At 59.7% G+C, this 13,386-nt stretch carries 11 protein-coding genes; 2 read left to right on the top strand and 9 right to left on the bottom strand.

The genetic code is table 11. From position 1 onward, the window contains the following. Positions 1-143: 143 nt before the first annotated feature. The 3 genes from C1Y43_RS19425 to C1Y43_RS19415 all read right to left on the bottom strand — a co-directional run bounded on the left by C1Y43_RS19425 (position 144) and on the right by C1Y43_RS19415 (position 4,360). Positions 144-1,823 (bottom strand): AsmA family protein, encoded by a 1,680-nt coding sequence (locus tag C1Y43_RS19425; protein ID WP_104189305.1) that lies wholly within the window; start codon positions 1,821-1,823, stop codon positions 144-146. Between the two features lie 122 nt (positions 1,824-1,945). Continuing rightward, positions 1,946-3,334, bottom strand: coding sequence for an NCS2 family protein (locus C1Y43_RS19420; protein ID WP_104189288.1), 1,389 nt, complete (start codon positions 3,332-3,334; stop codon positions 1,946-1,948). 90 nt (positions 3,335-3,424) lie between these two features. After that, positions 3,425-4,360 (bottom strand): zinc-binding alcohol dehydrogenase family protein, encoded by a 936-nt coding sequence (locus C1Y43_RS19415; RefSeq protein WP_104189286.1) that lies wholly within the window; start codon positions 4,358-4,360, stop codon positions 3,425-3,427. A gap of 69 nt (positions 4,361-4,429) precedes the next feature. On the opposite strand from C1Y43_RS19415, the gene C1Y43_RS19410 reads away from it, so the two are divergent. Then, a complete protein-coding gene (locus C1Y43_RS19410; RefSeq protein ID WP_058780488.1) occupies positions 4,430-4,915 on the top strand; it encodes a MarR family winged helix-turn-helix transcriptional regulator in 486 nt (161 codons plus the stop codon). Here C1Y43_RS19410 and recG read toward each other — a convergent pair. The 5 genes from recG to gmk are packed head-to-tail and all read right to left on the bottom strand — an operon-like array spanning position 4,912 to position 10,774. Continuing rightward, on the bottom strand, positions 4,912-6,990 hold the full coding sequence (recG, locus tag C1Y43_RS19405) for an ATP-dependent DNA helicase RecG (RefSeq protein WP_104189284.1): 2,079 nt from the start codon (positions 6,988-6,990) through the stop codon (positions 4,912-4,914). The two genes, C1Y43_RS19410 and recG, sit on opposite strands and share 4 nt — an antisense overlap. Then, positions 6,987-7,682 carry a tRNA (guanosine(18)-2'-O)-methyltransferase TrmH gene (trmH, locus tag C1Y43_RS19400; protein WP_031279638.1) on the bottom strand — a complete coding sequence of 232 codons (696 nt, stop codon included), beginning with the start codon at positions 7,680-7,682 and terminating at the stop codon, positions 6,987-6,989. Before trmH ends, recG begins: the two co-directional genes overlap by 4 nt. Positions 7,683-7,685: 3 nt before the next feature. After that, a complete protein-coding gene (spoT, locus tag C1Y43_RS19395; protein ID WP_021507105.1) occupies positions 7,686-9,797 on the bottom strand; it encodes a bifunctional GTP diphosphokinase/guanosine-3',5'-bis pyrophosphate 3'-pyrophosphohydrolase in 2,112 nt (703 codons plus the stop codon). Positions 9,798-9,817: 20 nt separating this feature from the next. Then, entirely contained in the window at positions 9,818-10,093 is a 276-nt protein-coding gene (rpoZ, locus tag C1Y43_RS19390) for a DNA-directed RNA polymerase subunit omega (RefSeq protein ID WP_021314198.1), read from the bottom strand. Positions 10,094-10,150: 57 nt separating this feature from the next. Next, entirely contained in the window at positions 10,151-10,774 is a 624-nt protein-coding gene (gene gmk, locus C1Y43_RS19385) for a guanylate kinase (protein WP_021507104.1), read from the bottom strand. A 238-nt stretch (positions 10,775-11,012) separates the two neighbouring features. Here gmk and ligB point away from each other — a divergent pair, with 238 nt between their 5' ends. Next, on the top strand, positions 11,013-12,782 hold the full coding sequence (gene ligB, locus C1Y43_RS19380) for an NAD-dependent DNA ligase LigB (RefSeq protein ID WP_104189282.1): 1,770 nt from the start codon (positions 11,013-11,015) through the stop codon (positions 12,780-12,782). On the opposite strand, the gene C1Y43_RS19375 is transcribed toward ligB, so the two are convergent. Beyond that, the gene (locus tag C1Y43_RS19375; RefSeq protein ID WP_031279636.1) at positions 12,696-13,313 is read right to left on the bottom strand and encodes a trimeric intracellular cation channel family protein; all 618 of its coding nucleotides are present in this window, start codon (positions 13,311-13,313) and stop codon (positions 12,696-12,698) included. The two genes, ligB and C1Y43_RS19375, sit on opposite strands and share 87 nt — an antisense overlap. Positions 13,314-13,386: the final 73 nt, after the last annotated feature.

Below are 13,386 nucleotides of genomic sequence, written 5' to 3'. Positions count from 1 at the left end.
TTCAAATGCATTCAACAACAGTTGCATTTTTGGTAGCGGCGCAATTTATTGCGCGATAAATCGCGCCGCTACAAATATTGTGCGATTTGTGATGGCCTGACGCGCCCGCATCGCGCTTTTCAGCGCGATCGGTCATGCAATCATCACTGCACCTGCCCGCCACGCATCGTCTGCTGCAGCGACTGCGTATCCGTCGTCACCGACAAACTGCCTTCTGCGCTGGCACGCAGCGGGGCGCCCGCGCTAAGCGAGCCCTTCAGCTGCAGCTGCAAATTACTGCTGCCGCTCAGCGGCAGCGCAGGCCAACCCCAGTTTTGCAGCACGTTTGCCGGTACCGCCTGGCCTTTCAGGTTCAGCGTAAACGGACGCTGTGCTTCCTGTCCTGCGGTTGCCGTGCCTTCCAGTAATCCGCTACCGTTGAAGGCGCTCATCTCGCTGACCTCAATCTGCCGATCGCTGGCGTTCAGGCTAATCGACGGATGGCGTAAATCGGTGCGGTTAAAGGTGGCTTCCGCCGCGTTAAAGGTGGCTTTGCCCGCCCAGATGCCCCATTGATGCTGGCGCGCCAGCAGCAGATTCTCTGTATTACCGTCGAGCGCGGTCATCTGGAACGGGAAGGCCGGATTGATATCAATCACCAGGTTACGGTTAGCGGTCGCACGCTTCACCAGCACGCTATCCAGCCAGCCCGGCAGCGTCTGCTGCCAGCGATCGCGCCAGTTTTGCGGCAGCGTGTATTCCAGGCCGGCAATGGCTAAATCGTCAAGCGTCAGGCGCTTATCGCTGCGCGTCCAGCTGCCGCTGGCGCGAATCACGCCGTTGACCCAGCGTGAGCTGAACTGCGTCAGCTGAATGCCCTGCGGTGAGAATTCGGCGTTGACGATCGGATCGTTGAGTTCAAAGCTGCCGTTAATAAAGTTGCCGGCGTTCATGGCCAGCGAACCGTCGTCGCTCTGCCAGTCATCGCCGCGCAGTGTAATGTTCTTCAGGGTCAGATCGAGATCGGTCACCGCCCAGTCCGGGCCCTGCAGGCGCGCATCGGTCATATCCAGCCGGTTGATGCTCACCGAAGGCACGTCACGCAGCGGACTGAGGAACTCGCTCAGGCTCTGCTGAGTTTGCAGGCGGATATCGTTAAGACGCAGCTGGTTGATTTGCCAGTTACCCTGCGCGTCGCGCTCGGCACGTCCGGTCATTGAGCCGCGCGCCAGATCGGCGCCGATATTGCTCAGCACCAGCCGGCGTTTGGCGATATTGCCCTGCAGCAGCACGTTGTTACCGGCGACGCCGTCCAGCGTCATGGCACCTGCGCTCATCTGGAACTGCGCATCGCTGCCCAGCATATCGTCAGGCGTGGGCTTCCACGGCACAATGCCGCCGTTGACCCGCTGCGCCGCCAGCGGCAGGGCGCTGTGCGGGCTTTCGATCTGCACATTATTGAGCTGCAGCCGGTTGGCCTGAATCGGCAGCGTGGTTTGTGGTGACTGGTTAGCGAGGTTGATGTCGCCGTCGCGCACTTCAATGCTGTCGAAATGCAGCGGATCGCTGAACTGCACCAGTGCCAGACCGAGATCGACGCGCTTCGCCACCAGTACCGCCGGCTGGCCGTCGTGGCCGAAGCTGAAGTCATCCAGGATGATGTGGGAAGGCGAGGAGAAGTTGTGCTCAATCTTACTCAGCGACAAATGCCAGGCGGTTTTATCGCTTACCCAACGGCTAAACCAGCCTGCGCCCCACTGGGTTTGCAGCAGCACATAGAGAACCACCAGCGCCAGCAGAATCAGCAGTAACAAGGTAAGGAAAAACTTGCCTAAAAATTTCATCGCATCCATCCATCCCGATATTTATCCGGTGAGTGGTTGTTATGCCTGAATTACCGTTACAGCTCAACAGCCTGGATGAAAAAGCGGATAAATAACAGGCAGGCCGTAGCCTGCCAGCAGCATTACTTTTCCTGCGGAAAGACGAGGTTAAGCACGATAGCGGTGATACCCCCGGCGGCGATGCCGGATGACAGCAGGGTTTTCAGCCAGTCCGGGGCAAATTGCAGAATCAGCGGCTGTTGCGATACGCCAAGGCCCACCGCCAGCGACAGCGCGATGATCATAATGGCGCGGCGATTGAGCGGCTCGCGCGACACGATGCGCACGCCAGAAGCGGCAATGGTACCAAACATCACGATGGTGGCACCGCCCAGTACCGGTTCCGGAATATGCTGCACAAAGCCGCTCACCGCCGGGAACAGGCCGAGTACGATCAGCATCAGCGCCACCACAAAGCCCACGTAGCGGCTGGCCACGCCGGTCAGCTGAATCACCCCGTTGTTCTGACCAAAGCAGGAGTTAGGGAAGGTGTTGAACAGCGCCGACACAAACGAGTTGAGACCATTGGCCAGTACGCCGCCTTTCAGACGCTTCATATACAGCGGACCGCTGACCGGCTGTTCGGAGACATCGGAGGTGGCGGTAATATCGCCGATGGTTTCCAGCGAGGTCACCATAAACACCAGCATCAGCGGGATCAGCAGATTCCAGTCAAAACCCAGGCCGTAATAGAGCGGCGACGGCACGGCCAGCAGCCCCTGGTTGGTTGGTGCTGAGGTAGCGGGCAGCATATCCAGCGCCCAGGCCAGCGCATAACCCACCGCCATGGCGATCACCAGCGACGCGACGCGCAGATAAGGGTTGCGCTGACGGTTGAGCAGGATGATGACCAGCAGCACGGCACCGGCCAGCAGCAGATTTTTCGGCGCACCAAAGCTGTGATCGTTCATGGCGGCGAAGCCTCCGCCAATCGAGGTCAGGCCGACCTGAATCAGCGACAGACCGATAATCATCACCACAATGCCGGACACCAGCGGCGTGATGATGCGGCGCGCGAGGTGCAGCACGCGTGACAGCAACATCTCGGTACAGGAAGCCACCATCAGGGTACCAAACAGCGCTGCCATCATGGTCGGCACATCGGCGCCGCCGTTTTTCAGCGCCATACCGCCCATGATCAGTGGCGTGACAAAGTTAAAGCTGGTGCCCTGAATCGACAGCAGGCCAGAACCCACCGGTCCCCAGGTTTTGATTTGCAGAATGGATGCCACACCCGAAGCAAACAGCGACATGCTGATGATGTGCTGCGTGTCCTGCGCCGGTAAGCCGAGCGCCTGGCAGATCAGCAGTGCCGGGGTAATCACCGCCACAAACATCGCCAGCAGATGCTGGCAGGCAGCAAACAGCGTTTGCGGCAGCGGCGGACGATCTTCAAGACGGTAAATCAGTTCACTTTTGCTCTCGCCTGGCGCAGTGGCAGGCTGGCGGGATTCAGCAGTATTGACGGACATGGTGGCTTCTCAATAACAACAAAGGGGCGATTTTAAACGGTTGCGTTGTGAAAGCAATCGTTTGCAGTACCCCTTTTGGTTGTGATTGATCTAGAGCGTAAACACGGTGCGGCAGCGGCTGTCATCCTGCTGCCACGCCTGCTCTACCTCACTCAGCGGACGCTGCTGAAAAGCGATGGAGAAGTCACTTTCAGCGGCGGCGTTCAGCATCTCACCAATACAGGCGATCAGTTCGATGTCAGAGACGCTGCCCAGTCCGCTGCCCATCAGCGTCAGCCCGGATGAGCGCAGCAGTTTACTGTGCAGTGCGATCTCCTGCCCGCTGAGCGAGCCAATCTGCACAAAACGCACCGTTTTCTCACCGCCGGCCACGGCCGCATGCATGATGTCGAGCGCACTCTGGCCCCACAGATAATCCAGCACCACATCAATGCCTTGCTGCATCAGCGCTGGCAGCGCGCCGGGCAGTTCATCCAGCGTCAGGATGATATCCGCGCCCTGCGTGCGCAGCTGCTCCAGCACCGCGCGGTTACGGCCGGTGGCGATGATTTTCCCGGCACCGAGGTGACGCGCAATACGCACCGCCAGCCCGCCGGAGGTGCCGGTTGCGCCGTTGATCAGCACGGTTTCACCCGCCTGAAACTGCGCGCGACGCGTCAGTGCGGCCCACGAGGACATGCCGGGATTGGCGATTGCCGCAGCCAGCAGCGGATCAAGCGTCGGCGGCAGCGCAACCACCGCTGCAGCCGGCACCCGGGTCTGCTGCGCCATACTGCCCCACGGTGCGCTAAAGGCGAGAAAATAGACCGGATCGCCGTTGCTCAGCGTGCCGGTGCCATCAATACCGGCGATAAACGGATAGTGGCTACCGGCGCTGTAATGGGCGCCGGCGGCCCGCGCTTTCGCCAGCTGGCTGATGGCGGCGGCCTTCACCGTCACCACCACATGCTGTTCATCGGCCTGCGGTGGCGGGAAATCGCCCCATACCGGTTTCTCACCTGCGGCACTGACAATAGCTGCTTTCATGTTTCACCTTCAGTTCATCGGATAATATGTGTAATATGCACACATTAGGCCTGCTCTGGGATGACGTCAATGAAAAGCGTGCAAAATACACATAATAATGCCGGCTTCGATGATTTGCACAACGCGCTGCTGATGATCGTCGGCACCTTTAATCGTCCGCAACGCGATGAATTATTAATAAAAGAGTCCGGTATCCAGCTGGATCGCGCCCTGTTTCCGTTGCTGATCCAGATTGGCCGCTTTGGTCCCCTCGGCGTGGTCGAGCTGGCCGATCGCGCCGGGCGCGATTACACCACTGTCAGCCGCCAGGTGGCGAAGCTGGAAGAGCTGGGGCTGGCGCAGCGGCAGAAAAATGCCAGAGACAAGCGGATCAATGAGGCGGTGATCACCGCGGCGGGAAAAGCGATGACGGACAAAATCGACGCGGCGCGCACCCAGATCTATCAGCAGCTGTTCGCTGGCTGGCCAGCTGAAGAGCGCGCTGAGTTAACGCGCCTGTTACAGCGCTTCGTCGGGGATTTTATGGCGGTGGATCGACAGCCGCAGCTGGATTAAGCGTGGCTGTAGCGCTCGGTTTCCGGCAGCCAGCGCTCGATCAGCGCCTGAGCCTGTTCAGGATAATGCTGGTGAATATGGCGCGCCACGCGCTGAACTTCCGGAATCATGCTTTGATCGCGCAGTAAATCGGCGACCTTAAACTCGGCGTTGCCGGTCTGGCGCGTGCCGAGCAGTTCACCCGGACCGCGAATTTCCAGATCGTGCTGGGCGATGACAAAACCGTCGTTGCTGTCGCGCAGCACCTGCAGGCGTTTCTGCGCGGTTTTACTCAGCGGCGCTTTGTACAGCAGCACGCAGTGTGAGGCGACGGCACCGCGGCCAACGCGTCCGCGCAGCTGATGCAGCTGTGCCAGACCAAGTCGTTCCGGGTTTTCGATGATCATCAGGCTGGCGTTGGGCACATCCACGCCGACCTCAATCACCGTGGTGGCCACCAGCAGCTGGATTTCGTTGGCCTTGAACGCCGCCATTACCGCCTGTTTCTCCGCCGGCTTCATACGCCCGTGTACCAGACCGACCTGCAGGTCCGGCAGCGCCACTTTCAGCTCCTGCCAGATGGCTTCCGCCGCCTGCGCTTCCAGCACGTCGGATTCATCGATCAGCGTACACACCCAATAGGCCTGACGGCCCTCGTGGCAGGCGCTTTGCACCCGGGTGATGATGTCGCTGCGGCGGGTATCGGGAATCGCCACCGTGGTCACCGGCGTACGGCCCGGCGGCAGTTCGTCAATGGTTGAGGTATCGAGATCGGCGTAGGCCGTCATCGCCAGGGTGCGCGGAATCGGGGTAGCGGTCATGATCAGCTGATGCGGATGGAAACCCTGCTCTTCGCCTTTTTCCCACAGCGCCAGCCGCTGATGCACGCCGAAACGGTGCTGCTCATCAATGATCACCAGCGCCATACCGTTGAATTTCACCTGTTCCTGGAACAGCGCGTGCGTGCCCACCACCATCGCCACCTGACCGCTGGCAATCGCCTCCTGCTGCGCTTCGCGCGCTTTCCCTTTCTGCTTTCCGGCCAGCCAGCCAACTTCCACGCCAAGCGGCGCAAACCACTGACGGAAATTACTGGCGTGCTGTTCTGCCAGCAGCTCGGTCGGGGCCATCAGCGCTACCTGCTTGCCGTGGGCGATCACGTTCAGCGCCGCCAGCGCAGCCACCAGCGTTTTACCGGAGCCGACATCACCCTGCACCAGACGCATCATCGGGAAGTCGTGCGCCAGATCGCGCTCAATCTCTGCGACCACGCGCCGCTGCGCCGCGGTGGGCGAGAATGGCAGTGCAGCCAGCAGTTTGTCCACCAGTTGGTGGCGTGCCGGCATGGGCAGGGCGTGATGGCGCTGCGCGCCGGCGCGTACCGCCAGCATGCTGAGATTGTGCGCCAGCAGCTCTTCGAGAATCAGACGCTTCTGCGCCGGATGACGGCCGGTTTCCAGCTCGCTCAAGCGCAGGTCCGGCGGCGGCCGGTGCAGGGTGCGCAGCGCCTCCGGCAGGCTGATCAAACCGCCGCTCAATTCCGGCGGCAGCAGCTCGGCAATCGGGCAGCTCTCCAGCAGCGTCAGCGCCTGATCGGTGAGATTGCGCAGCGTGGCCTGGCGAATACCTTCGGTGGTGGGATAGACCGGCGTCAGAGTTTCCTGCAGCTCAACGCCACCCAACTCGCCCTGGACGCGATACTCCGGATGAATGATTTCAGCGCCGCGCTGGCCGCGTTTGATCTCGCCATAAGCGGTAACGCGACGGCCCGGTGCCAGGCTGTTTTTCATGCCGGCGTTGAAGTTGAAGAAGCGCATCGTCAGCACGCCGCTGCCGTCGCTGATCTGGCATACCAGCATACGGCGGCGACCAAAGGTGATTTCGCTGTGCAGCACTTCACCTTCCACCGTCGCCCAGATGCCGGGCAGCAAATCGTTAATTTTGTACAGCTGGGTGCGGTCTTCGTAGCGCAGCGGCAGGTGCAGCAGCAGATCCTGAATGGTAAACAGGCCGAGTTTCGCCAGCTTACCCGCCTGGCTGGCGCCGACGCCGGTCAGGGTACTGAGCGGAATGGCATCCAGCAGACGGCCTTTCATTTTTTACCCGTCGCTTGCATGGTGGACCACCAGGCGGCATCGGCTTCGACTTCGCCCTGCGCGTTGATGTGCGGATAGGGCAGGCCTTTCTGCTTCGCTACGCGCGCCAGCACCGGATACCCGCCCTCAAACAGCAGGCGCTGCTGCTCATCCTCGTCCAGCAGGCTGTGCTGGCGGCGATACATGCCGGCGTTTTGCCGCTGGCGCTGGGCTTCATACAGAATCAGCGCAGAGGCCACGGAGACATTCAGCGACTGCACCATACCGACCATCGGAATGATGATATCGCGGTCGGCCAGCGCCAGCGCTTCAGCGGTGATGCCGGTTTTCTCCTGGCCCATCAAAATACAGGTCGGTTTGGTGTAATCGATCTCGCGGAAATCGACCGCTTTGTCAGACAGATGGGTCGCCAGCACCTGCATGCCGCGATCTTTCAGATGGCGCACCGCATCAGCAATGTGGCGATGGGTTTTCACCTTCACCCAACTGTTACTGCCCGCCGACGCGGACACCATGGTGCGCATACGCACGCTGGGCCATACCGCATGAACTTCGTGGATGCCGACGGCGTCGGCGGTGCGGATCACCGCAGAGACATTGTGCGGCTTATGCACCTGCTCCATGCAGACGGTGAGATCGTGCTGGCGCATGGCCAGCATCTCCTGGATACGAGCAAAACGTTGAGCGTTCATGCACTAATTACGGTTACGGTGAACTTTAATCACGTCCGGCATCACGCGGATTTTACGCATGATATTGGCCAGATGGACGCGATCGTTCGCGGTGAGGCGGATGAAGGCGCTGTAAACGCGGCCGTCACGCTCTTCGGTATTGAGGCTTTGAATATTCGAACCTGCGGTATTGATTGCCGCGGTCAGGTTGGCCAGCGCGCCCTGGTGATTAAACATATCCACCTTAATCTCGGCGACAAACTCCTGATCGGTCACTTTATCCCATTCAACCGGCATGAATTTTTCCGGTTCTTTCTGGTAGCCGCGAATGTTGCGGCAGGATTCGTGATGCACCACCAGACCTTTACCGGGGCTGACGTGCGCGACAATCGGGTCGCCAGGGATGGGACGGCAGCACTTGGCGAAGGTAATCAGCACGCCATCAGCGCCCTTGATGGGCAGCTTTTTGCTGCGCTTACTGCTGCCAGATGACGGTTCGCTGCCGGATTGCAGCAGGTTCTTCGCCACCACCACGCTCATGGCATTGCCGAGGCCAATCTCCGCCAGCAGATCGTCGATGCTGGAGAGCTTCATACGCTCCAGCTCCTGCTGAATATTCTCTGCAGGAATTTCGGCCAGCTTTTTGCTGCCGCCGAGCGCGTGGCTCAGCAGACGACGGCCGAGGTTAACGGAATCTTCGCGCTTGAGGTTTTTCAGCAGCTGGCGAATTTTGGCTCGCGCTTTTGAGCTCACCACAAAGTTGAGCCACGCGGCATTTGGTCGGGCGCCAGGTGCGGTAATGATTTCAATCGTCTGGCCGCTGGTCAGCGCCTGCGACAGCGGATACGGCTGGCGATCGACGCGCGCACCTACGCAGGCGTGACCGATATCGGTGTGCACCGCATAGGCGAAATCCACCGGCGTGGCGCCAGCGGGCAGTTCGACGATGCGGCCTTCCGGCGTAAACACGTAGATCTCATCCGGGAACAGATCGGATTTTACGCTCTCGATAAATTCAAACGAGCTGCCAGCGCTCTGCTGCAGCTCCAGCAGGCTTTGCAGCCAGCGCTGGGCGCGAATTTGCGCGGTGGTACCGCTTTCGCCGGCTTCTTTATAAGCCCAGTGGGCCGCCACCCCCATCTCCGCCATCTGATCCATATCTTCGGTACGGATTTGCACCTCAACCGGCACGCCGTGCGGGCCGATCATCGAAGTGTGCAGTGACTGATAGCCGTTGGCTTTGGGAATGGCGATGTAATCTTTCACGCGTCCGGGACGCGGTTTGTACAGGCTGTGCATCTGACCGAGCACGCGATAGCAGGTATCAAGGTCTTTCACGATGACGCGAAAGGCATAAATATCCATGATCGAGTGAAATCGCTGCTCTTTCAGGTGCATTTTGCGGTAGATCGAATAGAGATGCTTTTCACGTCCGCTGACGCGGCACGGAATGCCGGCTTCCTGCAGACGCCCGTCGATTTCCGACAGGATCTTCTGAATCATCTCTTTACGGTTACCGCGCGCCGCTTTCACCACCTCTTTAATCACGCGGAAACGGTTTGGATAGAGCGCTTCAAAGCCGAGCTCTTCCAGTTCCGTTTTCAGGTGATGAATACCGAGGCGGTGCGCCAGAGGACTGTAAATCTCCAGCGTTTCCAGCGCGATGCGCCGTTTTTTATCCGGACGCAGCGCACCCAGCGTGCGCATGTTGTGCGTGCGGTCAGCCAGTTTGATCAGGATGACGCGAATGTCCTGCACCATCGCCATGATCATTTTGCGGAAGTTTTCAGCCTGCGCTTCTTTCTTGTCGCGGAATTTCAGCTTATCGAGCTTGGAAACGCCTTCTACCAGCTCGGCCACGCTTTTTCCGAACAGCTGTTCCATGTCCTGATAGGTGGCGGGCGTATCCTCAATCACATCATGCAGCAGCGCCGCCATCAGCGTTTCGTGGTCGAGCTTCATCTCGGCCAGAATGCAGGCAACCGCAACGGGATGGGTGATATAGGGTTCGCCGCTGGAGCGTGTCTGGCCCTCGTGGGCATCACGTGCGACAAGGTAAGCTTGCTTGAGGCGCTTGATTTGCTCCTCAGGCAAGTATTTTTCAATCAGCTGATTGAGGCTTTCAAACAGATACAAGGTTGACCTGCAGAGTGCTGTTAACGACGACCTTCAGCGATAGCGGTAACGGCTTGTAACTCAGCGGCTTCCTGCTCTTGCTGTTCCTGACGATCACGGACATCCAGAATCTGGTTGGTGATCAGGCCTTCTTCGATTTCGCGCAGGGCGATAACGGTGGCTTTATCGTTCTCTTCCGGAACCAGCGGATCTTTGCCGCCTACCTGCATCTGACGTGCACGACGTGCAGCGACCAACACCAGGTCAAAACGGTTACCAACTTTCTCTACTGCGTCCTGAACGGTTACGCGTGCCATAGGTGTGCTACTCCACAGATGATGAAGAAATGACTGGGCATAATACTGAAAGTGACTTCAGACTGCCAATAGTTTGCTGATTAAAGCATCATGTCGCGCTTTCTGGCGACCCATACGCAGACGTTCTGCGCGAATAATGGTTTTCAGATCCGACAGCGCCAGATCGAAATCATCATTAACAATCAAATAATCGTATTCGGCATAGTGGCTCATTTCTGCCACTGCCTGCGCCATGCGGCGGGCGATCACCTCTTCGCTGTCCTGACCGCGGCCGCGCAGGCGGCGATCCAGCTCTTCGGTGGACGGCGGCAGAACAAAGATGCTGCGGGCGGCCGGCATTCTCTGGCGAATCTGCTGTGCGCCCTGCCAGTCAATGTCGAGAAACACGTCAACGCCGGTCGCCAGCACCTGCTCAATCGCCGCGCGTGAGGTGCCGTAATAATTGCCAAACACTTCCGCATGCTCAAGGAAAGCATCCTCGGCGATCATGCGTTCGAATTCAGGCTTTGAGACGAAAAAGTAGTGTTCACCATGCGCTTCGCCGGGGCGCACGCCGCGGGTGGTATGAGAAACAGACACCTGCGTATCGTACAGCGGTTGTGTCTTTAACAGCGCCTGAATCAGGCTGGATTTACCTGCGCCGCTGGGGGCGGAAACAATATAGAGCGTGCCTTGAGCCATGGTTATCTTGAATTGAGTAAAGAGCGGAGTCGATTTCCTGCACAGTATACACGGCTTAAGCGCAGCACGCAGCGTTTGCCGCCCGCACGCGGCAATTCTTTTTCTGTGCGCGCCCTCCAGCGGCAGCGCAACTTTCTGCAATTCGCACAAAAATCCGTCAGCCTCGCTCCACAATCGGCTTTTTAACGCTGGTGTCACTCACCGCGGCACGCTGCAATCAGCAAAAAAGGAGGCGACGATGAAAGGATGGAGATGGCTGGGTGCGATGTTGCTGGCGGGATGTGCGAATGGGATGGCGGTTTGTCCCAACTGGTCACCGGTGCGCGCTGAACAGGAGATGGGCGTGCTGCACAACCAGCTGCGCCACTGGGATGATGCCTACTACCGTCAGGGGCAAAGCCCGGTAAGCGATGCCGATTACGACAGCCTGCAGCAGCGCTTACAGCAGTGGCAGCGCTGCTTCACGCCGGCGTTGCCCGGCTATGCAGCACAGCTCAGCACCGACGGCAGCACGCTGCACCCGGTGGCGCATACCGGCGTACGCAAGCTGCGTGACAAGCTGGCGGTGGCCTACTGGATGCAGGATAAACCGGCGCTGTGGGTGCAGCCAAAAGTCGATGGCGTGGCGGTGACGCTGATGTATCGCCACGGCGAACTGGCTGGCCTGATCAGCCGGGGCGACGGACTGCGCGGTGAACAGTGGCTGGCGAAAGCGCCGCACATTGCGGCGATCCCGCAGCATATCACGACCGACCGTGCGGAAGTGGTATTGCAGGGTGAGCTGTTCCTGACGATGACCGATCACCAGCAGGTGCGCGATGGCGGTCAGAATGCGCGCGCCCAGGTGGCGGGCGCCATGATGCGGCGCGAAGCCAGTCCGCTGCTGTCGCGCATTGGCGTGTTTATCTGGGCATGGCCGGATGGGCCGCCGATGATGCAGGCGCGGCTGGCACAGCTTACGCAGTGGGGCTTTGCCCTGACGCAGCAGTGGAGCCGCCAGGTCAGTAATGAAGAGGAGGTCGCGGCCTGGCGTGAGCGCTGGTATCGCCAGCCGCTGCCTTTTGTCACCGATGGTGTGGTGATTCACCAGTCACCGCAGCGCGTCGGGCGCGACTGGCAGCCCGGACAGGGCAGCTGGTCGGCCGCGTGGAAATATCAGCCTGCCGAAGTCAGCAGCGAGGTGCTGTCGGTGGATTTCAACGTCGGACGCACCGGAAAAATTGCCGTGGTGCTGAACCTGCAGCCGGTGCAGCTGGAGGATAAAACCGTCCGGCGGGTCAATCTGGGCTCGCTGCGTCGCTGGAAGCAGTGGGATGTGATCGCCGGCGATCAGGTCACGCTGTCGCTGGCCGGGCTGGGTATTCCGCGGCTGGAACGAGTGATTTGGCGCGTGGCGCAGCGCGACTATCCGTCGCCGCCGCAGGACGACGCATTCAATCCGCTGAGCTGCCTGCACTTCAGCGCAGGGTGTCGCGCGCAGTTTCTGTCGCGTCTCAGCTGGCTAAGTCATAAGTCGGTACTGGATATTGCTGGCATGCAGCGCAGTAGCTGGCAGCGCCTGCTGGACGGCGGCAGCGTCAGCCACCTGTTCTCCTGGCTGACGCTCACGCCAGAGCAGATTGCGCAGGCACAGGGCATCTCCACCGTACGCGCCCGGCAGATCTGGCATCGTTTTAACCTGACGCGCCAGCAGCCGCTGCGCCGCTGGATCAGCGCGCTGGGCTTACCGCTGCCGCGCACGGCGCTACAGGCGTTGCCCGATACGCAGTGGTCGCAGTTGCTGGCGCGTTCAGCCGACAGCTGGCAGCAGCTGCCGGGTATCGGCAGCGTACTGGCACAGCGGCTGGTGACGATGCTGCAGGATGCGCGCCTGCAGTCGCTGATTCACTTTCTGCAGCAGCAGAATATCCCGGCGCAGCCGTCAGTGCTCGGGGTGGGGGTAGTTGAAAATCGGCAGACCGAGGCGGAAGCGCAGCGCCAGCAGGCGGGCGAAGAAGCCGAACAGTAGCGTGATGATCACCACCACTTCATGCGCCAGCGGTGTTTTCAGCAGCAGGATATACATCCAGCCGGAGGCAAAAGCGATGCCGGCGTACAGCTCTTTCTGGAACACCAGCGGAATGCGGTTGCAGAACATATCGCGCAGCACGCCGCCAAAAACGCCAGTTATGACTGCGGCGATGGCGGCGATGATCGCCGCATGGCCGGAATCCAGCGCAACCTGTGCGCCGATAATCGAGAACACCACCAGACCCAGCGCATCCAGCACCAGAAACACTTTACGCAGATGATTCATCAGCGGCGCGACAAAGGTTGTGACCACGGCCGCCGCCGCGACGATCATGATGTATTCCGGGTGTTTCACCCAGCCGAGCGGATAGTGGCCCAGCAGAATATCGCGCACCGAGCCGCCGCCAATCGCCGTGACCGACGCAATAATAATGACGCCAAACAGGTCCATTTTGCGTCGGCCTGCCGCCAGCGCACCGGTCATTGCTTCGGCGGTAATACCAATGATGTACAGGACGGTTAATAACATAGAGCACTCCAGTAAACTGGCGGCAAGGCTAAAGATTTCCCAGAGTGTAGACCACTGAGATTTTCTAAAAAAA

The organism is Pantoea sp. ICBG 828 (assembly GCF_002928355.1).
GTDB lineage: Bacteria > Pseudomonadota > Gammaproteobacteria > Enterobacterales > Enterobacteriaceae > Pantoea > Pantoea dispersa.
The sequence above is the reverse complement of the archived record's forward strand: the minus strand, read 5'-3'. Positions and strand labels throughout refer to the sequence as shown.

What these genes read in the sequence shown, in the direction of transcription:
- C1Y43_RS19410 (WP_058780488.1), top strand. Translation starts at nt 4,430, where the DNA reads ATGAAAAGCGTGCAAAATACACATAATAATGCCGGCTTCGATGATTTG.
- gmk (WP_021507104.1), bottom strand. Translation starts at nt 10,774, where the DNA reads ATGGCTCAAGGCACGCTCTATATTGTTTCCGCCCCCAGCGGCGCAGGT.
- recG (WP_104189284.1), bottom strand. Translation starts at nt 6,990, where the DNA reads ATGAAAGGCCGTCTGCTGGATGCCATTCCGCTCAGTACCCTGACCGGC.
- C1Y43_RS19420 (WP_104189288.1), bottom strand. Translation starts at nt 3,334, where the DNA reads ATGTCCGTCAATACTGCTGAATCCCGCCAGCCTGCCACTGCGCCAGGC.
- ligB (WP_104189282.1), top strand. Translation starts at nt 11,013, where the DNA reads ATGAAAGGATGGAGATGGCTGGGTGCGATGTTGCTGGCGGGATGTGCG.
- C1Y43_RS19375 (WP_031279636.1), bottom strand. Translation starts at nt 13,313, where the DNA reads ATGTTATTAACCGTCCTGTACATCATTGGTATTACCGCCGAAGCAATG.
- C1Y43_RS19415 (WP_104189286.1), bottom strand. Translation starts at nt 4,360, where the DNA reads ATGAAAGCAGCTATTGTCAGTGCCGCAGGTGAGAAACCGGTATGGGGC.
- C1Y43_RS19425 (WP_104189305.1), bottom strand. Translation starts at nt 1,823, where the DNA reads ATGAAATTTTTAGGCAAGTTTTTCCTTACCTTGTTACTGCTGATTCTG.
- rpoZ (WP_021314198.1), bottom strand. Translation starts at nt 10,093, where the DNA reads ATGGCACGCGTAACCGTTCAGGACGCAGTAGAGAAAGTTGGTAACCGT.
- trmH (WP_031279638.1), bottom strand. Translation starts at nt 7,682, where the DNA reads ATGAACGCTCAACGTTTTGCTCGTATCCAGGAGATGCTGGCCATGCGC.